Raw genomic sequence first — 22016 nt, forward strand, 5'->3', positions numbered from 1 at the left:
TGTGGCAATGCACCATTCAACGCCTGTCAACGCACTCGGGGTCAGGTCCGCCATTTGGACACGGATTGGTGCTGTGGTTGCAGTTGAAGCCCATCGGTCTTTGTCGTCGGCATTGCGTGCTGAGGACGTGCGTTCGTTGGTCTAACTGACCAGGCTTCTGCAGTGCTCAATGTATCAGCCCGTGTCCAAATGGCAGACCTAACCCTATAGGTGCTGCATAGGTGTTATCTAGCCGTAATTAATTATTGGTTTTTTGAAGAATTTATATTTTTTTCTATCAATCGCGCCTCGAGAATCTCCAATCGCCGTTTCAAAGAAGAGTTCTCTTCCGATAATTCGTTCAACTTCACTTCCTCACTACGAAGTTTTTTTGGAATAGAAAGCAACATGTCCAACTCCTCCTTGTAGGGCATAATAGGTTGATATAGACGATCATAAGTTGCACCAATTGCACCTCTAAAAAGTATTAACGTTGGGCTAAAATCTCCAGATGTAAGAACGTGACTAGTTGCGATGCCCGGATATGGGTCTATATAATAAATTTTTGCAAGGCCGATCTGATACGCTTTTTTCGCACACAACTCGCACGGACTCGCTGTCGTAAACAATATTCCACCCTTTAATTTTTGACCTCCGAACTTCGAAATTTGTAAAAATGCATTTTCCTCCGCATGCAATGCACGAGTATGAACTTGATTTTTCTCACCTTCTTTTTCGTTCTGTATATCCTTAAAACAGTAAGCTAAATTTCGTCCATTTTTATTCGCCTTATCGATGATATCCTTCGAAAACTTTGAAACCATTATTCCACGGAATACAGAGTCATTTCTTTCATATTTACTATATGCGACAACGTCGATACCATCAAGAAGATGTGAAGCATTCCGTAATAAACAAGGAACTTGACCAGCAGGAGTATTATTCCAACCAACTGACTTAACCGAATAGTATTCATCAGTAACCACAGCGCCCACCTGTCTTGAAATGCAACCTGAAGACTTTTTGACTGTGTAGGCTATTTGCATACAGGTTTCCATGGAAGTTGGCATAATGAGTCCTGGATGCATCATTAACCCGACATACCAAGCGAGTTGACTCGCAAGCTCACTAGTCCCGTACTGATCAGCCTTTGGGTTATTGATATGGATATCTGCAATTTCGATACATTTTTGAATATTTTGTGAGCTATATTTTTTGCTCCCCATTAGCGAATGTGGATACTCTTTCTTATCCAAATCAGAGATTTGCTGATCAGTAAACTTATGGCTATTCCTAAGATGCGCCAATCTATTCTCATTCTCCGTGTTAATTGATACCAAAAAGAAATCCGGATAACGTTCACGAAGGTATACTGCCTCATATGGATTTCGAATAGCATCTACCACGAGATAACAAGGAATTCCTTTCGTTTTCGCCCAATATCTCGCTGACTTAATTATTCGACTGATGGTTTCCGCGAAAGCAAAAACCTTCTTTGGATTAAAACTAGCATTATCAGCACGACCAGAAGCCCTAACATTATCACCGATTTTTTGATAAATAGATGTGTAGGCACCTGCTGAAATTCTCTTCAAACAATCACGAACACTATTAGAGAAAATTGGCAAATCAATAAAATATAATTGATATGCCGCAAGCTTCTTTGCATTTATATCGCCTATCGACTCTTCCGAACTAATTAAAAAATTAGAAATTTTTGAGTAGAATTCACTATATTCATCCTTAAAGTATCCTATATGATTTTCTACGTCATGTTGATTTTCACGCAATATTTCGCAAACTAGCTTACAAAAATCAGAGAAATCCAGCTCCAAAATATAGCGCGTCAATACCGATCTAATTTGCAACCATTGAAATGGTACCCATTTCTTATCAATATAATTCTTGACTATTTGATATTTTCTCTTTTCATTCCCTATATAATGTGAGTTAGCAGCCTCTGGAATAGGAAGCCGCGAAGAGCTAAGTAGTTCGGCACTGGTGGAGCATCCAGATCCCGTGCGACCAGTCAGGCCTATGACGATAAAGTTGCTGGTATCCTTAAAAACAATTTCCAAGGCCTCAGAAACTTCGTCCAACTCGGCGGCATCTTTAGTGGGTAAAATATTCATTAATGTCCTATTGAGGTAAAGTACGCAACAAACTTCTCTACATTACGGAAAAACTTTATCACATTAACACTTAATTAGGAACAAAAATTATTAACTTGATCATCCATATTCCAATAACCGATTGTTTAGCTCTCTCGGAAAGCCGCAATGTTACACCGAAAATACAGCGCCATCAGTTTTGCAATTTCCCCATCCATCCTACTTGAAGGAGTATTTTAGAACCACTCAAATCATTTTTAATTCTTATTAAAACCCCTGATCAATAGGGATTCTTCTGCGTCAACCTACCAAATCTATACAAGATCGTCGAAGAAATAACTTTGAATATGGATTGTGCTGGTCCAGTTCCAACAAGCTCTTCATTTGCTGTGCCTATTACATGCCGAAAAGGAAATATGAAGAGGTCACCAGGGAAACATAAGCCTCGACTAGGACTGAGAAGACTGATCGAATACGCCTTTGAGATGGGCTGGCTAGGAGAGCAAGGTGCTGCCATTCGGACGCGGACTTACACATAAGGCGCAGTAGGTGCAGTAGGTGCAGTTGGAGCATGCTCATTCGAAAGTCTAAACCGGGAGTTCCGTTGAGCACCGCAGGTGCGAATAAGCAGGTGGGAAGTTAGCTAACCGAAGGTTAGCTAACTTCACCTATCCTGCCCCGCTTCGCGCAGCGACTAAACCACAAAAATCGTCGGACACAACTTCGACCAAACCATTTTTTTACAGGTACGAAAGCAAATTTAGCAGGAATGTATGCCGAAACTAGCACGGTAGTTCCGCCCTGTGCAGCGACTGAAACCCTTTAATCACCGGGTAATACCTCGGTCGAACCATTTTTTTGCAGGTACGAGAGCAGATTTAGCAGGAATGTATGCCGAAAGTAGCACGGTTGATCAGCGGCAATAGGCAGCATCCAAGTGGGAACATTTGACATGCATCTGGGCCGACCTTGATCAATGTCAGCAACAAATTTTCATAGTCTGCTGTACGAGTACTACACGGCAATAGCGCGCTTCTCCTCCGATGGCTGCGCCTTTCCGCATGGACAGAAAGAGATCCCCCTGGAGGCGGTCAAAACGATTGCTGACAGGTATTGATGGCGTGAGATGCCAGCAGTCGCATGCACATGTGGCGGCGATACGGCAACAGGACCAATGAAATCGGGGCCGCGCCAATGCATCTATCGCATGAAGAATGCGCTGTCGATTGCCGAATTTTTAGCTGCTAAAGCTTCCACGAACCCGCTCCTGTGTCCAGCCTTGATCTCACACAAAGTGCGCGGCAGGCTTGATCCAAGTGGCATGGCAGGCCGATTCTTGTTGCACCAGCGATTACGGCATTCGATACTGGCCCCATGTTTTCGAAATAATGATTGCGAGCGCGTCTCGACGAAGGACGAATCGGTCGCAGGGCAAGGCCTGCGGCATATGCCATTCGCCCCGGTGCTGCCGCTGGCATTTTTGATTCACGAAGGGGGACGCCATGAAACCAGCGACAGCCGAATACCTGAAAGAGCGCCGCGTGGAACCTCGCCTGGGTGAAGAGCGCTTCATCCGCCTGGGCGAAGTACTGGCAACCTGCGGCAAGTCGCGCAGCAGCGTTTATGCGGGTATCAAGGAAGGCACCTTCCCTGCGCCCGTCAAGTTGCAGGGACGTTCTTCTGCTTGGCTTAGAAGCGAGGTACTACGGTGGATGCAGTCATGCATTGAAGCTAGCAGACGCACTACCACTATATCCCCAATGACAGACAAATCTGCAAGCACTGGTCTCCGCAAGCGAAACACTTAAAGTGAAATAGTGAATTACTTTCTTTTATCACTCACTCATCGTCTCTTTTTTGTCTTGAGCTGCGCTTTCCTGTCGTTCGGCGCGTACTTTTAACCAATAAAAATTCATCGCCTTTACGTTGATAAATTGACCGGAACTGTCTAGCTCTAATTTTACTCATATTCTTCTCAACCGCATCCAAAGGTATTTCAAACAACTTATTTTCTTTACCTGTGGATAAGCCTATAAAACCTAACGCCCTCATGGATTGAGTAAAAATAGAATGCATTTGCTTGGCATTAATTAAAATCCAATCACCTTTCAATAAGCGCATTTTTCTTGTTTGCTTGGAAATTGATTCAGCTATCGCACCAAATTTATCATCTTTAATTACTATTCCTTTGGAATCCACATTAATTAATTCCTCTTCATATATTTTTGAACCACCACCACTCAATCCAGATAGCATCCTATCCCAAGATTTACTTATAAAAGCAACAGGGTTTAGCAACGAAACTTCAGTATCGTGATATATTATTTCCATAAAAATGTACCCAGCTGCATCTGCAGCATCATTCTCACCAAAGGCAATAACTTTTCCTAACCAAGATTGAAAATCCTTGTTATTGATAGCGAACTTTTTAGAAGCCCAAACAATAAAAATATCAAGCGCAGTCAACTTTAATATTGTTTTTTCCAGAATATTCTCCAGCAATATAGTAGAGGATGAAAGTAGCTCTGTCATCTTTAAACTAACTGGAATTCCTTTTGCATCACTCAATGTCGAGTACATATATGCAAAACAATCATCCTCTTTTGATTCGCGTAAAAAGTCAACAACATCATCGCTCAGTGCTAAGCTAATCTCTTTTAGAGCGCTATGCGATGGCTCACTCAAAGAAATTATGTAAGCGGCCACTAAAAATTCGTGAAATGAACGATGAGCGAAATATAAAAAATTAGAGTCCTTCTCCTCCGTTAAAGAAGAAACTAAATACTCAGTTCTCTTGGATTGATAGTCAATTGCCTGACCATCAGACAAACCATCCAACAATGAATTTGGAACCTCCTCCCTTAAGAAAGTACCTTGAACTCCAGGCCTAGTCCAAGACCACCACGCTAATCCACATAAAAAACTATGCCTATCTGTAGCAGGAATAAAACTTCTTGCTCTTTTTTCCTGGTCTCGATGAATAACCTGCTTAACAAAATCACTATAAAGCCGAAATCTGCTGATTCCTTTAAAAACGTAGTTAGCATCCGCTGCAAGCAGACCTACAATTCGTGTTTGTACAGGGCGCTGTAGTATATCATCATCAATGTCTCTCATTACTTCGGCAATTCTCTTCACCCTAATACTCTTATCGATTAATACATCATTTTTACATTTCAAGAATCCATTGAGAAAAATCCTTTGCTCTTCAGAATTAAAAAATGATAATTTCCTCTCTTCCCACGCGGGGAAATCAAAATTAGAAAATTGCTGTTCACCTATCGACGATAGGCCTCGTATTAACAAACTTCTTGATTCTGATGTAAATGCATTAGGACGCCCCAATAATAATACCTTTGAATTAGGTACGCGGAGCTTATTAAACTCTCGAAAGTTTGCACGAAAATCATGCTCAGTCATCGCGTGTTTCATCTCATCGAAACCATCCAATATTATCAACAACCTCCCTGCTGAATTCAATTGCATAAGAGTTTTATACGAATACCCCTCCAATGAGTATCTCGCCGTAAAATGCTTTCCAAACAATCCCGCAAGTTCGGTTTCGTGCACCACCTGCCCCAATGGCAATAATATTGGTAGACGCTCATTTTCTGGATCGCGCAAGTATCGTAATGCTTGATCCGATGCCAATCGTTTTGCCAAACTACTTTTACCAAGCCCGTAACCACCCAAGATTGCCAATCCTGTATCGCTCGCTAAAGAAGATTTTATCCACACATGAATATTATCAAACGCTGTTCCATCAATATCTTCGAAACGCCCCTCCACATAATACTCATGAATTTCATCAGCAGAAAATTCCTCAGCCAAAGCTTGCACATATGGTTCAAGTCCGACAAGCCAGCCTTCCAACTCTGAAACAGTCATGAATCGTAAATTTCTACTTTTCTCTATATATTGTCTTGATGCAGATTCCACATGATAATTCGAAACAATAAGAAGCAAATTAATATCATTATTTTCCAAAGAAACCTGATAGTCCGCATGAATTTTTGAAAAATCACTTGTTTTCAATGCGCGATTATAGTTTTTACATTCAACTGCGACCTTAACACGCTTCCCAAGCTCCATCATAGTAAAGACAATATCTGCATTCTTCCAGGCAACTTTACCCTCAACATGCGCATCCGGGAACTTACTCTTTAACATAGTAAAAATGTAATCACGGAATGTATCGCCAATATATTTTGAATTCATTTTATTTTGAAAATATAGAAATATAATAAAAAATTGCGCCTTATTTTCACGTCTTCATCAATAAAAATAGCACACCAATTATAGTTAAAAATACAAATCCACTCCCCGAAATTTCTCGCAATATATTACCGAATCTAGAATTTTATAATTTGTACAATCGGGCGATATTTTCCAAAAACAGTTATTGAAAAAAATATTGTGCTAGAACAATAACTCATTTAGGAACTGGTGTCAGCGAAGATTAGAACAACGCACCAATACATAGCTCACCTCCGCCGCTGCGCTACCCTAGCATCCGCCATGGCTTCGATCAAAGCATCTTCATCGATGCCCAATTCAAGGCAGTCGAAGATGATATCGGCGCAGTAGTCATACAGCACGTCAATCACCTCGGCGGCGCGCTCTTTCTGGACTTTCTCCAGCATGGCCAGCATGTCGCTTCGCATTCTTTCATCGGCGGAAACGCGGCTCAGCGCCGGGAAGGCCTGCGCCCGCATCCGTTCCACCGCATGCATACCGACATGGCTTGCGCAGCGCCCAACCTTTCTTCTGTCCATGGCAGGAGGAAGCGGGCGACTTCGCCACAGTCGCTTTGGTAGGCGTATGTGCGCAGCATTGAATTCCGTACGCGGGTCCTGGCCCTCATCGAGCATCTTCCGGGCAGCCAAGCAGCGGCTTCTCGCAAGCTCCGGAGAAACTTCCGGGTAGTGGCCGAAAGTTAGCCTGCCTTCCTTCCGATTTGACTGACGAAATTTCATCCGCCATGCCTTTGTTCCGGTCGGCATGACTTCAACATACAGGCCGTAGCCGTCGAATAACTTGAATGGCTTGTCTCCAGGCTCGGCCTGTATCAGCTGCTGCTCAGTCAGAGGTTCAATTCGTCTTGGCATGGCTGTCTCCTTAACGACGCGGCGCTGGCCACACCAGTTCCAGCGATCCATGATGGCCTGGCTGCGGCGTATCACCGCGTTCCACGGCTTCCAGATAGTCGGCCCACTCCTGCATCATCTTGCGGCGCTCCGACAGGAACTGGGCGCGGTCGTAGGCGCTGGCCACCTTGTCCTTGGGCGCGTGCGCCAGCTGGCGGTCCACCACTTCATGGCGGTAGCCCAGGCGCTCCTTGATGGTGCTCATGGCTAGCGCCCGGAAGCCGTGGCCCGTCATGCGGCCCTTGTAGCCCATGCGGGCCAGCGCCACCAGCAGCGTGTTGTTGCTCAAAGGCTTATCGTGGTCGCGCTGGTTTGGAAACAGGTACGTGCCGCGGCCCGTGATGGTGTGCAGCTGGCGCAGCAAAGCCAGCGCCTGGCGCGAAAGACAAACGTGGTGATTGGTCGTATCCGGATTGACGGTCAGCTTGCCGCGCTTCATGCGCTGCCAGGGAATGATCCACTCACCCTTCTCCAGATCGACTTCGCTCCATGGCGTCTCTATCAGTTCGCTGGTGCGCACGAAAACCAGCAGCATCAGGCGCAGCGCGATGCGCGTCGGCTCGAACATGCGCGCCTCGTTGCGCGCCAGCGCGTCCAGGAAGGCGGGCAATTCATCGGCGTCGATGGCGGCGTAGTGCGAGGCGCGCTTGGTCTTCAGGACGTCCTTCATGTCCACCACCAGGTTGCGGTCCGCCAGGCCGCACTGGATGGCGTAGCTGAATATCTGCGAGCAGACGGCTTTCAGGCGATGCGCAATCTCGGTCGCGCCGCGCTCTTCGATCTTGCGCAGCGTGGCAATCAGTTCGCGGTGCCGGATTTCCGTGATCGGCCTGTCGCCGATGCTTGGAAAAATATCGGCTTCCAGGCGCTGCAGCATGTTCTTGGCAGTACGCTCGCTCCATGTCGGCACCTTGTTCGCGTACCACTCGCGGGCGATTTTCTCGAAGGTATTGGATGCTTTTTCGGCGGCGAGCCGCCTGGCGTCGTCGCGGTACTTGCCGGGGTCGATTCCCTGCAACTGCAAGCGGCGCGCTTCCGTGCGCTTTTCACGCGCCACCATGATCGAAATTTCCGGATAAGGCCCGAAGGTCAGCGTATTTTCCTTGCCGTTCGATTGACGGAATTTCATGCGCCAGATCCGCGAGCCGCTGGGCATCACTTCAACGTACAGGCCGCCGCCATCGAACAGCTTGTATGACTTTTGCCTGGGCTTGGCATTTTTGACCTGGAACTCGGTCAGGGGAGGGATAATCTTGGCCATGGCTGGTCTCCTCAGCATATGCGTCAGAAATTACTTTAGACCGGTGAATGAGGGCTTGGTTGCTAGACTTGGGGTAAGCTGATCTGTATCTAGCTCCGATTTTTACTGGCTGCAGCTGGACAGTACTGGACGCCAGAATACAAAAAAACCGCTTTAGCACGGGCTAAAACGGTTTTTTGTGGACGTTCTTGGACTTCCTTGAACTGGCCAATTTGTATCTTTGGCGGAGAGAGGGGGATTCGAACCCCCGATAGGCTATGAACCTATACACGCTTTCCAGGCGTGCGACTTCAACCACTCATCCACCTCTCCTGCAGGCAATGCGCCTACTTGCTCGCATTGCGTACTATTTCTCGCTTGTCGCGAAGCCGCAGATTATAGCAAAGATTCTACGGACTGCCAAAGTTATTTACCGTGGGGTAAAACATTCAGGCATCGAAAGTAAACCCGGAAGGACTAGGGTCGGCCCCTGAGGGGGCCTGCGTCCCAGTGGGGCGCAGGCCGATCCAGAAGGGACTGACCTTCTTAAGACGCTTCCTTCAGCTGATCCAGGATCGCCGGGTTTTCCAGGGTCGAGACATCTTGCGTAATCGTCTCGCCCTTGGCCAGCACGCGCAGCAGGCGGCGCATGATTTTTCCGGAGCGGGTCTTTGGCAGGTTGTCGCCGAAACGGATTTCCTTCGGTTTCGCGATCGGGCCGATTTCCTTGCCGACCCAGTTGCGCAGCTCCAGGGCCAGCTTCTTCGCTTCCTCGCCTGTCGGACGCGCCTGCTTGAGCACCACGAAGGCGCAGATCGATTCGCCTGTCGTGTCGTCCGGACGGCCCACCACGGCCGCTTCGGCCACCAGCGGGTTGGCCACCAGGGCCGATTCGATTTCCATCGTGCCCATGCGGTGGCCCGACACGTTCAGCACGTCATCGATGCGGCCCGTGATGGTGAAGTAACCGGTGTCCTTGTTGCGGATGGCGCCGTCGCCTGCCAGGTACATCTTGCCGCCCAGCTCTTCCGGGAAGTAGCTGGACTTGAAACGCTCGGGGTTGTTCCAGATCGTACGGATCATCGATGGCCATGGACGCTTCACCACGAGGATGCCGCCCTGGCCGTTCGGCACGTCCTGGCCCGCTTCGTCGACGATGGCGGCCATGATGCCCGGCAATGGCAGGGTGCAGGAACCGGGGACCATCGGCGTGGCGCCAGGCAATGGCGTGATCATGTGACCACCCGTTTCCGTTTGCCAGAAGGTATCGACGATCGGGCATTTCTCGCCACCGATGTTCTTGTAGTACCACATCCACGCTTCTGGATTGATCGGCTCGCCTACCGTGCCCAGCAAACGCAAGCTGCTCAGGTCGTAGTTGCTTGGGTGGACTTTCGGGTCCACGTCGGCCGCCTTGATCAGCGAACGGATGGCCGTTGGCGCCGTGTAGAAGATGCTGACGTTGTGTTTCTTGATGGTTTCCCAGAAACGGCCCGCGTTCGGGTAGGTCGGGATGCCTTCGAACACCACTTGCGTGGCGCCCACGGCCATCGGGCCGTACGCGATGTAGCTGTGGCCCGTCACCCAGCCGATGTCGGCCGTGCACCAGAACACGTCGTCGGGCTTGATGTCGAAACTCCACTTCATCGTCAGCGCGGCCCACAGCAGGTAGCCGCCGCTCGAATGCTGCACGCCCTTCGGCGTGCCCGTCGAGCCGGAGGTGTACAAGATAAACAGTGGATGCTCGGCATCGACCCATTCCGGTTCGCATTGCGCGCTCTGGCCTTCGACCAGGTCGTGCAGCCACGTGTCGCGGCCAGCCACCATCGGCAGGTCGCTGCCCGTGCGTTGATACACGATGACGTTTTTCACGGAGTCGCAGCCGCCCAGCGCCAGCGCTTCGTCGACGATGGATTTCAATGGCAGCTTTTTGCCGCCGCGCAATTGCTCGTCGCCCGTGATGACGGCCACGGCGCCCGCGTCGATGATGCGTTCCTGCAAGGACTTGGCCGAGAAGCCGCCGAACACGACGGAATGGGTGGCGCCGATGCGCGCGCAGGCTTGCATGGCGGCCACGCCTTCGACGGACATCGACATATAGATGATGACGCGGTCGCCCTTGGCGATGCCTTTGGATTTCAGGCCGTTGGCGAACTTGCAGACTTTTTCGTGCAGTTCTTTATAGGTTGCCTTGGTAACGGTGCCGTCGTCCGCTTCAAAGATGATGGCCGTCTTGTCGCCCAGGCCATTTTCGATGTTGCGGTCCAGGCAGTTGTACGACACGTTCAGCTGGCCGTCTTCGAACCATTTGTAGAACGGGGCGTTGTCTTCGTTCAGGGTGCGGGTGAACGGCTTTTTCCAGCTCAGGTTCTCGCGCGCCAGCTTGGCCCAGAAGCCTTCGTAGTCGCGTTCGGCATCGGCCACCATGGCGCGGTAGGCGTCCATGCCGGAAATCGTTGCCTGTGCGGCAAACGCTGCCGACGGTTCAAATACGCGCGACTCTTCCGGTCCCTGCTGCTCGGTGCCCTGCCCTTGGTTCTCTATAGCGGCCATGCTAGTCTCCAGTGTAGTAATTGTTTATTAACACAATATTCCTGCTGTCTTACGGACGCCTTACATGCAGCGTTTTCCCCGATCCATTCTAACCATAATCGCCACCGGCGACGGGCGTCAAGCGCGCGCCGCCCAGCATTCTGGATGGAAAAACTGATAACAAGTCAATTAGTTGGCGTCGCTTTGTGTTTCATCAAGCCCAAGAATCCAAATCGAGGGCATGCGCAGTGATCAGCAGCAAGTGTAAAATGTCGGGCATACCAAAAATTGGTATTTACCCCCAGGAAACTCCAGATGATCGACCACTTACAAAAGCCCAAACATAGCAAACTGCATCCCCTGTCCGCCTTCATCTTCATGTCGCGCTGGCTGCAGCTGCCGCTGTACCTGGGTTTGATCCTTGCCCAATGCGTGTACGTATTTCATTTCTGGGTGGAACTGTCGGACCTGATCGGCGCCGTATTCGGCAATGATGCGGCCCTGCAGCACGTCTTGACGGCCGTGGCCGTACCGGGCGGCGCCCTGCCGACCAAGCTCAATGAAGCGACCATCATGCTGGTGGTCTTGGGCCTGATCGACGTGGTCATGATCTCGAATCTGTTGATCATGGTCATCATCGGCGGCTACGAAACGTTCGTCTCGCGCATGCACCTCGACGACCATCCGGACCAGCCGGAATGGCTGTCGCATGTGAATGCGTCCGTGCTGAAGACGAAGCTGGCGATGGCCATCATCGGCATCTCGTCCATCCACCTGCTGAAGACGTTTATCAACGCCAACTCGTACAAGATCGAAGTGATCATCGCGCAAACGGTGATCCATATGGTCTTCATCCTGTCGGCGATGGCGATTGCGTACACGGACCGCATCATGACGGTGACGCAGAACCAAGCCAGGGCGCCCCACTAAGTTCTGGCGCTCCCATACTGATTAGCAAACAGCAAACAGCATCAAAGTCTTACCCTTCTTATCCACCGCGAGAACACCATGACTGTCATAAAGCAAGAAGACCTGATCGAATCCGTCGCCGCAGCGTTGCAGTACATTAGCTACTACCACCCTGCTGATTACATCGAGCACCTGGCGCGCGCCTATGCGGCCGAGCAAAGCCCGGCGGCAAAAGATGCGATCGCGCAAATCCTGACCAACTCGCGCATGTGCGCGGAAGGCAAGCGTCCTATCTGCCAGGACACGGGTATCGTCAACGTCTTCCTGAAAATCGGCATGGGCGTGCGCTTCGAAGGTTTCAGCGGCACCGTCACCGACGCCGTCAACGAAGGCGTGCGCCGCGCGTACAACTTCGACGACAACAAGCTGCGCGCCTCCATCGTGGCCGACCCGCATTTCGACCGCAAGAACACCAAGGACAACACGCCAGCCGTCGTGCACATGGAACTGGTCGAAGGCAATACCGTCGACGTGAAAGTCGCTGCCAAGGGCGGCGGCTCGGAAAACAAATCCAAGATGATCATGATGAACCCGTCCGATTCACTGGTGGACTGGGTCATGAAGACCGTGCCGACCATGGGCGCCGGCTGGTGCCCGCCCGGCATGCTGGGCATCGGCATCGGCGGCACGGCCGAAAAAGCCATGCTGATGGCCAAAGAGGTGTTGATGGAAGACATCGACATGTTTGAGCTGAAGCAACGCGGCCCGCAGAACAAGCTGGAAGAACTGCGCATCGAGCTGTGCGACAAGATCAACTCGCTGGGCATCGGCGCGCAAGGCCTGGGCGGCCTGACGACCGTGCTCGACGTCAAAATCATGATGCACCCGACGCACGCCGCGTCGAAGCCTGTCGCCATGATCCCGAACTGCGCCGCCACGCGCCACGGCCACTTCGTGCTGGACGGCTCCGGCCCTGCCTACATGACGCCGCCGTCGCTGTCGTCGTGGCCGGAAGTGCACTGGACGCCGGACACGGAAAAATCCAAGCGCGTCGACCTGAACACCCTGACGAAAGAAGAAGTCGCTTCGTGGACGCCGGGCCAGACCTTGCTGTTGAACGGCAAGATGCTGACGGGCCGCGACGCCGCGCACAAGCGCATCCAGGACATGCTGGCCAAGGGCGAAGAATTGCCGGTCGATTTTAAAAACCGCGTGATCTACTACGTGGGTCCCGTCGACCCGGTGCGCGACGAAGCCGTCGGCCCGGCCGGTCCGACGACCGCCACGCGCATGGACAAGTTCACCGACATGATGCTGGAAAAGACGGGCCTGATCGCCATGATCGGCAAGGCCGAACGCGGCCCGGTCGCCATCGAATCGATCCAGAAGCACCAGTCGGCCTATTTGATGGCCGTGGGCGGCGCCGCCTACCTGGTGTCGAAAGCCATCAAGCACGCCAAGGTGCTGGGCTTTGCCGACATGGGCATGGAAGCGATCTACGAATTCGACGTGGTCGACATGCCGGTGACGGTGGCCGTCGATGCGAAGGGTACGTCGGTGCACAACACGGGCCCGAAAGAGTGGCAGGCGAAGATCGAGCAACTCAATAGCGTGAGCAAGATTCCCGTGACGGTTGCTTAAACAAGCTCTACCATAGACGCCGCGCGGCAACACAGCGCGGCGTTTTTTTATCTTCTTCGGCTTTATATGACTTCTATTGCAAGCACTGCCCGCCCAGACGCGCCCATCGGCATTTTTGACTCCGGCGTGGGCGGCCTGTCCGTGCTGCGCCATATCCGCGCGCAGCTGCCGCAGGAAGATTTGATTTACTTTGCCGATTCCGCCTATGCGCCGTATGGCGACAAGACGGAACAGCAAGTGATCGACCGTTCGCTGGCGATCACCGCCTTCTTGTTGCAGCAAGGCGCGAAAGCATTGGTGGTGGCGTGCAACACGGCCACCATCGCCGCCATCAAGGCGCTACGCGCACGCTACCCCGACCTGCCCATCGTCGGCGTCGAACCGGGCTTGAAACCGGCGGCCGCCATCAGCAGCAACGGCAAGATCGCCGTGCTGGCCACGGAACGCGCCTTGCGCGGCGACAAGCTGCTGGCCCTGCGCGAGCAGGTGAGCGCAGCCACAGGCGCCACGTTCATCTTGCAGCCCTGCATAGGCCTGGCCGACCGCATCGAGCAGTGCGAGCTGGGCAACGACCCGCTCGACGCCACCAGCGCCATGCTGGAACGCTACATCGCGCCCATGCTGGAACAAGGCGTCGACACCCTCGTGCTCGGCTGTACGCACTACCCCTTCGTGCAGGACGCCATCGTACGCACGGTGCGCGCGCATACGCAGGAAACGATCACGCTGGTGGACACGGGCGACGCCGTGGCGCGCCAGCTTGCCCGCTTGCTCGACGCGGCAAGCTTACGCCGCATCAACAACAATGCGCCCCAGCTGCAGGGCTACACGACGGCCAAGGTCGAATCCCTGGCGCAAGCCTTCGCCGGCTTGCTGGACTTGCACCCGCCTGTCGAACACCTGTCCGTGTGAGCGAAAACAGGCGTTTTCATGCAATCTTTCGATTCTTTAAAAAAGACTGCATTTAGATTTGCCACTTTGCCGAGTTCTTTGTATAATTCGGCACCTGTTCAGCAAAACAGCTAAACAGGCAAGTAAGACAGTGGTGGCTGTAGCTCAGTTGGTAGAGTCCAGGATTGTGATTCCTGTTGTCGTGGGTTCGAGCCCCATCAGCCACCCCACAGAATAAAGAAGAGCCCGGTTTTCGAACCGGGCTTTTTCTATTTCAGAGCAGGTTTTTATGGCGTAAATCAAACACCATGACTATCTGCACAGGATGGCGATGTTGCGCTCACCGACATGCTCACCTTGCCGATAAGTAAAAGTACAGCTGTCGATACTGTCGTCGAGCCGCATCGCCAAAGTCAGCTGACCCGTGCCGCCGTAACGACAGGCCAGCCATTTCCCCTCCGGAAACTTGCCATCGAGCCGATAAGTATCTACCCAACCTTTTTTCAAGCGCTTTTGCCGGAAGTCCGACAGCTCGCCCAACTGCTCCGGTGGCCCGTTCATCGGCGCCGCCGCATGCAGGTAAAGTGGCGAACCGACATAGCTGGTCCAGCCTTGCGGTACATCGGCAAGCTGCAGCGAACCCTGGGAAATCGATACTGGGCAGGCAACGGGCGCGGCGCTGGCTGTCGATTGCTGGCACGATATGGCCAGCAGTGCCATTGCAGGCCAGCAGATCCGTGCTGCCATTGTCGTTTTTGAGTATGCCATGACCAACCTCATTCAATCACGGAAAATGCATCGGCGTTATCGCTGGCGTGGATGTAATTACCGCGCTTGTCCTTGCCTTGCGAGCGTATCAGCCGCACCGAAATTTCGGTCTTGCCGTCGGCTTTCCATTGGTCTGCAATATAGATCCCGCCTATCGCCTGGCCGATGAACAAGGCGGCATGATTGCCATGTGGTCGGTTCGGGTAACGCCCCCTGACAAATGTGGCGATCGCGGTTCCCGGTTTGATGATGGCGTTCCCCAACACCGCTTCGCCCTCGCGCCAGTTTGCCGTGACTGGCGCGCGAGCATAGTACTGCACCAAAGCGACGCAGTGGCGACTACCGACAACGGGCCTGCCTTTCAACTCGGCGACATTGGAATAAATATAGGGCATGAATCATCTCCTTGAGATAGATGTCATGCCACTCTATGCCGGATCAGGGACGGCGCTTTTAAGCAAGCACAACTGTTTTTCCAATCCCAGGCGCATTCTTGCAAAAAAGCCGGCATGCAGCCGGCCCTCTTCGTCTTTTACTGCAGGATACCTATCCCGCCAGCACCGACTGCACCGTCGTCGCCAGGTCGTCCAGGCGCACGGGCTTGACGAGGAAGTGGCGGAAGCCCACGGCCAGCGCGTCGTCCATGTACATGGGCAGGCTGTGGCCCGTGACGGCGATCAGCACGGCGTTGGCCGTCTCGGGATTGTGGTGCAGGCGGCGGCCGATTTCGATGCCGCTGATGCCGGGCATTTCGATGTCGAGGTAGACGGCGTCGGGCACGCACAGCTTGACTTGCTCGACGGCCATCTGCCAGTTGCGCACCACCACCGCATGGTGGCCCAGCGCTTCGAGCAGCATGGCCAGCGATTCGCCCACTTCCTGGTTGTCGTCGACCACCAGCAGATTCAATTTGCGCGCAGCACTTGCCGGCTGGTCGCCCTGGCGGCGTTCCACGGAGGAATCGCCTGGTGTCGTTTCAGTTGTCTGGCTCATTGTACGTTCACGTCTGACGGCTGCAAAAGCGGCAGTATACAAGAAGCACGCAAAATGCCGCCGCACCCCAGCAATGGTGCCAAGCGGCAATCCAAACTCCTTCCTGTACCGCGCCAGCAACACTTCCCGCCTTTCTCCAGGCAAAGCCCATCCTACGCAGTTTGCGCAATTGACGGATAAAATGAGAATCATTATCATTCTTATCCCCTTGCGCCGGATGTCCACGCCACGATGTTGTCGCGCCGCCCGATTGCCCGCGCAAACATTGTCATTACGGAGATCCATGCATGGCTGCCACACCTGTCACACTGCCCTTTTCGCTGCGCCCGTGCGCGCTGGCCATCGCCCTCGCCTGCCTGGGCGCTCCGCTTGCCGCGCAGGCGCAGGACGCCAATAGCGCTGAGAATGCCGGTCCCATCCTCGAATCGATTCAGGTCAGCAGCAACTTGCTGGGCACCAGCATGGCCGCCAGCACGAAGAATTTCGCGGGCGCCCGCACCGTGGTGCAGAAGGATGACATCGAGAACTCGGGTGCAACCAGCCTCAGCGACGTGATGCGCCGCATTCCCGGCGTGCAGATCAGCGACAATTCGGGCAGCGCGGGCAGCGCCATTTCGCTCAACATCGGTGTGCGCGGACTGGCCGGACGCTATTCGCCGCGCAGCACGGTGTTACTTGACGGCATTCCGATGTCGGTCGCGCCGTATGGCCAGCCGCAACTGTCGTTCGCGCCCGTCAGCCTGGCCAATGTCGAGACGGTCGACGTGGTGCGCGGCGGCGGCGCCGTGCGCTTCGGCCCGCAAAACGTGGGCGGCATCATCAACTTCAAGACGCGCCGCGTGCCCACCGCGCCAGGCATCACGGGCGACGCCACGGTGCGCTACAACACGTACAGCGAAGTGGGCCACAACACGCAGGCCAGCGTCTTTGCCGGTACCCAGCTCGACAGCGGCTTGGGCCTGGCCGTGCTGTATTCCGGCATCCGCGGCAGCGACTGGCGCGTGGGCAGCGATGAAAAAGTCAACGACTTCGCCCTGAAATTCCGCTACGACCTGAGCCCCACGGCCGAGGTGTACGGCAAGCTGTCCTACTACGACGTAACGTCGCGCACGCCGGGCGGCCTGACCGCGGCACAATACAAGCAGGACCCGTTCCAGAACACGCGCCCCACCGACTTCTGGAGCGGCGAGCGCAAGGCCTTCGACATCGGCTACCTGAATGCCATGTCGAACACGCAGGAATTCGAAGTGCGCGCCTACTACAACAAAAGCTCGCGCGAAAGCACCTTGATCAGCGGAAAAAACCTGGGCCACCAGCCGCGCAACTATGAAACGACGGCCATCGAGCCGCGCTACACGCAGCGCTTTATTACCGGCAAGGTCACACAGGACGTCACCGTCGGCTACCGCTACCTGGCCGAGCGCGCCGACGAGGCCATCTACAATGTGATCATCGCCAGCGGCGTGCAACAAAAGCCGACGCGCTTTGCCGACAATGCCACCGATGCGCAGGCCGTGTATATCGATGACAAGATCGCCATCGACGCCTGGCGCATCACACCGGGCGTACGCTACGAACACATCAAGACGGAACGCTTCAACCATTTGCCGGTCGACCAGAAGATCGAACTGCTCAACAACAAGGCCCTGCCCTCGCTGAACGTCGCCTACTTGCTCAATAACAACGTGACCCTGTTCGGCAACTACAACAGCTCGTTTGGCGCCGTGCAAAATACGCAGCTCAATGCGCAGTCGAGCAAGAACCCGCTGCAACCGGAACTGGCGAAAACAGCCGAGCTGGGGGCGCGCTGGAAGAGCGGCCAGCTGTCGGCCGAAGCGACCTTGTTCAACATCAAGTTCGACAACCAGATCCAATCCATCGGCAGCGGCGAGAACGTCGTCTTCTACAACGTGGGCGCCACGCACCACCGCGGCCTGGAAACGGCCGTCGACTACCACTTCGACAAGTCCGGCCCGCTGGCCGGCTTGAACGCCTATGCCACCTACACCTACACCAAGGCAACCTTGCAGGATGGTGCGAACGCGGGCAACGACGTGCCCTTCTATTCGCGCACCACGGATACCGTCGGCGTCCACTATCAGCTGGGCGCCTGGGGTGTTGATTTGTCGAGCAGCCATCAGAGCCGCCAGTTCGCCGACGAAGCGAATACCGTGGCGGAAAACGCGGCCGGCAGCCTGGGCGTCATTCCCGGCTTCCGTACCTGGAACACGCAGGTGAAATGGACAGTGCCGGGCCAGAAGGGCCTGGAACTGGTCGCCGGCGTCAACAACCTCGCCGACAAGCGCTACTTCACGCGCACCTCGGACGGCAACCTGGGCAAGCTGGTGGGCGCGCCGCGCATGGTTTACCTGCAGGGCCGCCTGGCGTTCTGATGCCTGCGCACGCGGGCGCCTATCGAATCGATATGCCGCTACGCACGGCAGTTACCTGAAAAAAACCTGCATCGTTGTTGTTACGATGCAGTTTTTTTACGTCCCGATGTCACAAAAATACCGTGACGCAAGTAACTCCAAGCTTGCGTTCGCCTTGGAGCTTCACAGCAATTCATTCACCATAGAAATTAATTTCCATGTAGACACAAATGATTTCACAATTGCAAATAATTTTAGCGAGCGCGTGTTCTTTTTGTGAGTTTTGGTGATATTCTTTAAATGTCATTTAAGAAATCAAATTATCTTTTAACCAATCAAACGAGAACCCATGAAAACGCCAGCCACCCTCCTGAAGATCGCCGCACTGGCCACCCTGGTCACCGCTGGCGCCGCCAACGCCGCGACCGAACTGGTGGTCAATGGCAGTTTCGAAAACAATGTCATCGCCTCAGCCTGGGCTCCGCTCAGCAGCGTGACAGGCTGGACTTCATCGGCCAGCGGCAATTCGGCCTTTGAAATCCAGAAAGGCGCCACGCAAGGCGGCCAGGGCGGATTCAACCCCGTCGCCGCCAGCGGCACGCAATACCTGGAACTCAATACGGACCGCCTGACGTCGGTATCGCAAGCGATCGCCACCACGGCCGGCAGCACCTATGCGCTGTCGTTTGCCTACTCGGGTCGTCCCGATACGGCGGGCGGCGCGAACAGCCTGATGAATGTCTACTGGGGTTCGACCCTGCTGACGCCAACGGCATTGATCGGCAACACGAGCGGCGTGTGGCAAACCTACAGCCAGAACGTGACCGCACTCGGCTCGTCGAGCCTGCTGCGTTTCGAATCGATCGGCCCCGTCTCCGCACCGACCTATGGTTCCTACCTGGACAACGTCTCGGTGACGGCCGCCGTGCCGGAACCTGAAACCTACGCCATGATGCTGCTGGGCCTGGGCTTGCTGGGTTTCATGGCACGCCGCAAGACAGCCGCCTGAGTCCGGACAGACGCCACGCAACAGCCGTCCCGCCGTTTGGCCGGACGGCTTTTTCTCGTCCGAAGAAGCGTGCACTGCAGCATTAAATGTTGCCCAAAGGAATTAAATTGGCGCTACAATAGCGGGGTATCAAGCAATGCCAAGCATCGCTCCGCCAGGGCCCCTACCCCGCCCTGATCATCAGCACGCATTTTTTGAACAGGATGACTGGCGCTGCCGGACCCGATTGCGCTCCCGGCACGGCCACCACACACGCACCATGTCCGCAGAAAAAACCATTACCGAAACGAGTTCCTACGGCAAGGAAACACCCGTGGGACGTCCCGACATCGATGGCCGCGCCGGCATTTTCGTGCCCACGGCGGAATTCGACATCAGCAACACCACCACCATCCGCAAGGGCGCGGGCATTGTCGGCTTCGGCAACCTCGACGGCACCCTGACCGTGTACTTCGAAGCGAACCGCTTCGACGAAAGCAATCTGCACAAATGGGAACACAAGGCGCGCAAGGCATATGACCGCATGGTCATGGGCGCACCCACGGTGTCGAAGGCGAAGATCGACGCGCGCATGCTGGAACAGGTCGGCATCATCGATGGCATGGGCATCAATCTCAAGCATCCGGAACGCCTGACGCACTGGCTGGCGATTTCGAACGTGCCGGACACGGCGCCGGAAGAGCCGGTGCTGCGCTGGAAAAACCGCTAAGTAATCCTCAGGAAATTATTGTGAAGTTATGACGAATAGAACCGGATGCTATGCAAGGCGCCCGCTGCGACGCAGTGCGAACGCTGCTAGCAGTGGGCAACACCGCAGAGCGCCGGTTATAGAAGTCAGAAATCGCAATAATTTATTGGGGGTTACTTAGGCCGCCGGAGAGCGAGGCGGGGCCTCAGCGACGAGGTGTTGTCCTACATCGTGGCGGACATTCATCCGATGCCCGAGAGCATTTATTCGACCTATGATGAAAGCCTGACAACCCACCTCACACCATTCAGGAGTACGACATGTCCCGCCTCATCCCGATCAGCTTTGGCGCCTTGCAAATAGGTCTGGCAGCGGCGGCGATGTATATCCTGTGCTCGGCGGACGTGCTGCACCAGAGTTCGGTATATTTCCACTGATTCAGCTTCGCGGCGCTGCTCGTCATCGCCAATGAGAAAGCGCGCCGTGCTTTACGAAGCACGACGCGCTTTCTCACGCCAGAAGGACTACGCCCCGCGTCTAGCGGCGGCCGTGGTAGTGTCCATGCCCGCCCCAGCCGCCGCGGCGTCCGCCATAGCGCCCAAAGCCAAACATGAAATCCAGCCCGATCGATACGGGCGGATTGTAATAATACGGTTGCGGCGCGTACACGGGCGCCGGCACATACACGGGCTGCTGCACGTAGACAGGCGACTGCTGCACGTAGACGGGCTCATTCGTGTATTCCACGCGCGGCGCGCTCATCACGCGGCCCGACTGCACCGGCTCGGACGAGACCGTATGCCATTCATAGGGATTGTAGGCCCCCTGCGGCGCGCGCGAACCGTAATACGCGGGCCCGGGCGGGGCCACGACGCAGCCACCCAAAGCGGCCAGCGAAATTACTGCCAACAGGGTTTTCATCGCAATTCTCCTAATATGTACTACCTCGAGTAAGTACTATAAGAAATTACGCCGTGCTTTGCTGTGCTTTTACCGATTGTTACACCCCGACGCACGCCGCAACATGAAATGTGGCAATGGCGCCACAAGCGCCCCGCGCGGCATGTTTCCTCAAATAAATGGAATCGCGCAGCTATCGATGGCCTTGCCGGCGGCATCGTAGCGCTGCACACACACCTGGTAGCGCACGCCGTAATCGAGCTCGACCTGCTCGACCTTGCCATACTTCAATTTCCAGCTGGGCTGCACACGCTGCTTGCCCGCCAGGGCCGCCACGTCCTGCGGTATCGCCATCGCCGTTTGCGTCTCGCCCTGGCGCGCATCCTGGCGCCGCGCCACGTCGATCGCAACGTTCACGGCCAGGGCGACGCCGCCGTCCGCATAGGCCAGCTTCGGCGCGCTGCGCTGCGCCCGCATCACACCCCAGCTGCAAGCCTTGCCGCCGGCCTCGCATTGCTTCAATTGCGCCAGCGGAAAATATTCAGGGGCAATCTTGCCATCCTTGATGGGCCAGCTGGTGCGCACGCCGTCGCGCTTGCCCGTCAGGGGATTGTCCCAGCTCAGGCTGTTGACGACGGCGACGGTCTGCCCCGCCTGCAAGCCCACAGGCGTGCCCAGGGAAGCGCAGGCGGAAAGCAGCAAGCCGGTGGCCGCCAGGGAAGAAAGTGTCAGGATGCGCTGCATGGTAGGCCTCTTGTGGTGGGATATCCCGAAGGTATGTTTCGAGGGTAACAGAATCGGGGGCGGCAGCGCCGTTGGCTGCCGCACATAACAAT

Annotated in this window: 17 protein-coding genes and 2 tRNA genes; 8 read left to right on the forward strand and 11 right to left on the reverse strand. The window is 54.3% G+C overall.

Features of this window, described 5'->3' with window-relative positions; all coding sequences use genetic code 11:
• Positions 1-242: 242 nt before the first annotated feature.
• A complete protein-coding gene (locus OX462_RS22625) occupies positions 243-2111 on the reverse strand; it encodes a hypothetical protein (protein ID WP_409027111.1) in 1869 nt (622 codons plus the stop codon).
• Between the two features lie 1481 nt (positions 2112-3592).
• Between OX462_RS22625 and OX462_RS22630 the strand changes: the two genes are divergently transcribed.
• Positions 3593-3898 carry a helix-turn-helix transcriptional regulator gene (locus tag OX462_RS22630; RefSeq protein ID WP_409027112.1) on the forward strand — a complete coding sequence of 102 codons (306 nt, stop codon included), beginning with the start codon at positions 3593-3595 and terminating at the stop codon, positions 3896-3898.
• Between the two features lie 31 nt (positions 3899-3929).
• Here OX462_RS22630 and OX462_RS22635 read toward each other — a convergent pair whose 3' ends face one another.
• The 5 genes from OX462_RS22635 to acs all read right to left on the reverse strand — a co-directional run bounded on the left by OX462_RS22635 (position 3930) and on the right by acs (position 11030).
• Positions 3930-6308 (reverse strand): NACHT domain-containing protein, encoded by a 2379-nt coding sequence (locus tag OX462_RS22635; RefSeq protein ID WP_409027113.1) that lies wholly within the window; start codon positions 6306-6308, stop codon positions 3930-3932.
• Positions 6309-6574: 266 nt separating this feature from the next.
• A complete protein-coding gene (locus OX462_RS22640; RefSeq protein WP_409027114.1) occupies positions 6575-7249 on the reverse strand; it encodes an Arm DNA-binding domain-containing protein in 675 nt (224 codons plus the stop codon).
• On the reverse strand, positions 7209-8498 hold the full coding sequence (locus OX462_RS22645) for a tyrosine-type recombinase/integrase (protein ID WP_409027115.1): 1290 nt from the start codon (positions 8496-8498) through the stop codon (positions 7209-7211). The genes OX462_RS22640 and OX462_RS22645 overlap by 41 nt, the downstream gene beginning before the upstream one ends.
• 221 nt (positions 8499-8719) lie before the next feature.
• A tRNA-Ser gene (locus OX462_RS22650) sits at positions 8720-8810 on the reverse strand.
• Positions 8811-9023: 213 nt separating this feature from the next.
• Entirely contained in the window at positions 9024-11030 is a 2007-nt protein-coding gene (gene acs, locus OX462_RS22655; protein ID WP_409027116.1) for an acetate--CoA ligase, read from the reverse strand.
• 294 nt (positions 11031-11324) lie between these two features.
• Here acs and OX462_RS22660 point away from each other — a divergent pair, with 294 nt between their 5' ends.
• From OX462_RS22660 to OX462_RS22675, 4 genes are all read left to right on the forward strand, one after another.
• A complete protein-coding gene (locus OX462_RS22660) occupies positions 11325-11939 on the forward strand; it encodes a YqhA family protein (RefSeq protein WP_070291168.1) in 615 nt (204 codons plus the stop codon).
• Positions 11940-12017: 78 nt separating this feature from the next.
• Positions 12018-13559 (forward strand): fumarate hydratase, encoded by a 1542-nt coding sequence (locus OX462_RS22665; RefSeq protein WP_086144995.1) that lies wholly within the window; start codon positions 12018-12020, stop codon positions 13557-13559.
• A gap of 66 nt (positions 13560-13625) precedes the next feature.
• Positions 13626-14471: a glutamate racemase gene (murI, locus tag OX462_RS22670; protein WP_409027117.1), complete on the forward strand. Its 846-nt coding sequence runs from the start codon at positions 13626-13628 to the stop codon at positions 14469-14471.
• Between the two features lie 133 nt (positions 14472-14604).
• Positions 14605-14680, forward strand: a tRNA-His gene (locus OX462_RS22675).
• Positions 14681-14762: 82 nt separating this feature from the next.
• Here OX462_RS22675 and OX462_RS22680 read toward each other — a convergent pair.
• The 3 genes from OX462_RS22680 to OX462_RS22690 all read right to left on the reverse strand — a co-directional run bounded on the left by OX462_RS22680 (position 14763) and on the right by OX462_RS22690 (position 16211).
• Positions 14763-15218, reverse strand: coding sequence for an STY0301 family protein (locus OX462_RS22680; protein WP_409027118.1), 456 nt, complete (start codon positions 15216-15218; stop codon positions 14763-14765).
• 8 nt (positions 15219-15226) lie between these two features.
• Positions 15227-15613, reverse strand: a complete 387-nt coding sequence (locus OX462_RS22685) for a BPSL0067 family protein (protein WP_070291164.1) — start codon at positions 15611-15613, stop codon at positions 15227-15229.
• A gap of 151 nt (positions 15614-15764) precedes the next feature.
• Complete coding sequence (locus OX462_RS22690) at positions 15765-16211, reverse strand: response regulator (protein ID WP_162995554.1); 447 nt, start codon at positions 16209-16211, stop codon at positions 15765-15767.
• Between the two features lie 287 nt (positions 16212-16498).
• On the opposite strand from OX462_RS22690, the gene OX462_RS22695 reads away from it, so the two are divergent.
• From OX462_RS22695 to OX462_RS22705, 3 genes are all read left to right on the forward strand, one after another.
• Positions 16499-18604, forward strand: coding sequence for a TonB-dependent receptor family protein (locus OX462_RS22695; protein ID WP_409027119.1), 2106 nt, complete (start codon positions 16499-16501; stop codon positions 18602-18604).
• 328 nt (positions 18605-18932) lie between these two features.
• Positions 18933-19592 (forward strand): FxDxF family PEP-CTERM protein, encoded by a 660-nt coding sequence (locus tag OX462_RS22700; protein WP_070218193.1) that lies wholly within the window; start codon positions 18933-18935, stop codon positions 19590-19592.
• Positions 19593-19851: 259 nt separating this feature from the next.
• Positions 19852-20301 carry a hypothetical protein gene (locus OX462_RS22705; protein ID WP_409027120.1) on the forward strand — a complete coding sequence of 150 codons (450 nt, stop codon included), beginning with the start codon at positions 19852-19854 and terminating at the stop codon, positions 20299-20301.
• Between the two features lie 516 nt (positions 20302-20817).
• Here OX462_RS22705 and OX462_RS22710 read toward each other — a convergent pair.
• Positions 20818-21201: a hypothetical protein gene (locus tag OX462_RS22710; protein ID WP_070311565.1), complete on the reverse strand. Its 384-nt coding sequence runs from the start codon at positions 21199-21201 to the stop codon at positions 20818-20820.
• Between the two features lie 150 nt (positions 21202-21351).
• Positions 21352-21924 carry a hypothetical protein gene (locus OX462_RS22715; RefSeq protein ID WP_409027121.1) on the reverse strand — a complete coding sequence of 191 codons (573 nt, stop codon included), beginning with the start codon at positions 21922-21924 and terminating at the stop codon, positions 21352-21354.
• Positions 21925-22016: the final 92 nt, after the last annotated feature.

Origin of the sequence: Janthinobacterium aestuarii (genome assembly GCF_046113285.1) — a bacterium.
Classification (GTDB): Bacteria; Pseudomonadota; Gammaproteobacteria; order Burkholderiales; family Burkholderiaceae_D; genus Janthinobacterium.

Excerpts from the sequence above, each read along its gene's own strand:
- OX462_RS22695 (WP_409027119.1), top strand. The coding sequence starts at position 16,499 with ATGGCTGCCACACCTGTCACACTGCCCTTTTCGCTGCGCCCGTGCGCG.
- murI (WP_409027117.1), top strand. The coding sequence starts at position 13,626 with ATGACTTCTATTGCAAGCACTGCCCGCCCAGACGCGCCCATCGGCATT.
- OX462_RS22715 (WP_409027121.1), bottom strand. The coding sequence starts at position 21,924 with ATGCAGCGCATCCTGACACTTTCTTCCCTGGCGGCCACCGGCTTGCTG.
- OX462_RS22625 (WP_409027111.1), bottom strand. The coding sequence starts at position 2,111 with ATGAATATTTTACCCACTAAAGATGCCGCCGAGTTGGACGAAGTTTCT.
- OX462_RS22690 (WP_162995554.1), bottom strand. The coding sequence starts at position 16,211 with ATGAGCCAGACAACTGAAACGACACCAGGCGATTCCTCCGTGGAACGC.
- OX462_RS22640 (WP_409027114.1), bottom strand. The coding sequence starts at position 7,249 with ATGGATCGCTGGAACTGGTGTGGCCAGCGCCGCGTCGTTAAGGAGACA.
- OX462_RS22680 (WP_409027118.1), bottom strand. The coding sequence starts at position 15,218 with ATGGCATACTCAAAAACGACAATGGCAGCACGGATCTGCTGGCCTGCA.
- OX462_RS22660 (WP_070291168.1), top strand. The coding sequence starts at position 11,325 with ATGATCGACCACTTACAAAAGCCCAAACATAGCAAACTGCATCCCCTG.
- OX462_RS22685 (WP_070291164.1), bottom strand. The coding sequence starts at position 15,613 with ATGCCCTATATTTATTCCAATGTCGCCGAGTTGAAAGGCAGGCCCGTT.
- OX462_RS22665 (WP_086144995.1), top strand. The coding sequence starts at position 12,018 with ATGACTGTCATAAAGCAAGAAGACCTGATCGAATCCGTCGCCGCAGCG.
- OX462_RS22705 (WP_409027120.1), top strand. The coding sequence starts at position 19,852 with ATGTCCGCAGAAAAAACCATTACCGAAACGAGTTCCTACGGCAAGGAA.
- acs (WP_409027116.1), bottom strand. The coding sequence starts at position 11,030 with ATGGCCGCTATAGAGAACCAAGGGCAGGGCACCGAGCAGCAGGGACCG.
- OX462_RS22710 (WP_070311565.1), bottom strand. The coding sequence starts at position 21,201 with ATGAAAACCCTGTTGGCAGTAATTTCGCTGGCCGCTTTGGGTGGCTGC.
- OX462_RS22645 (WP_409027115.1), bottom strand. The coding sequence starts at position 8,498 with ATGGCCAAGATTATCCCTCCCCTGACCGAGTTCCAGGTCAAAAATGCC.
- OX462_RS22700 (WP_070218193.1), top strand. The coding sequence starts at position 18,933 with ATGAAAACGCCAGCCACCCTCCTGAAGATCGCCGCACTGGCCACCCTG.
- OX462_RS22635 (WP_409027113.1), bottom strand. The coding sequence starts at position 6,308 with ATGAATTCAAAATATATTGGCGATACATTCCGTGATTACATTTTTACT.
- OX462_RS22630 (WP_409027112.1), top strand. The coding sequence starts at position 3,593 with ATGAAACCAGCGACAGCCGAATACCTGAAAGAGCGCCGCGTGGAACCT.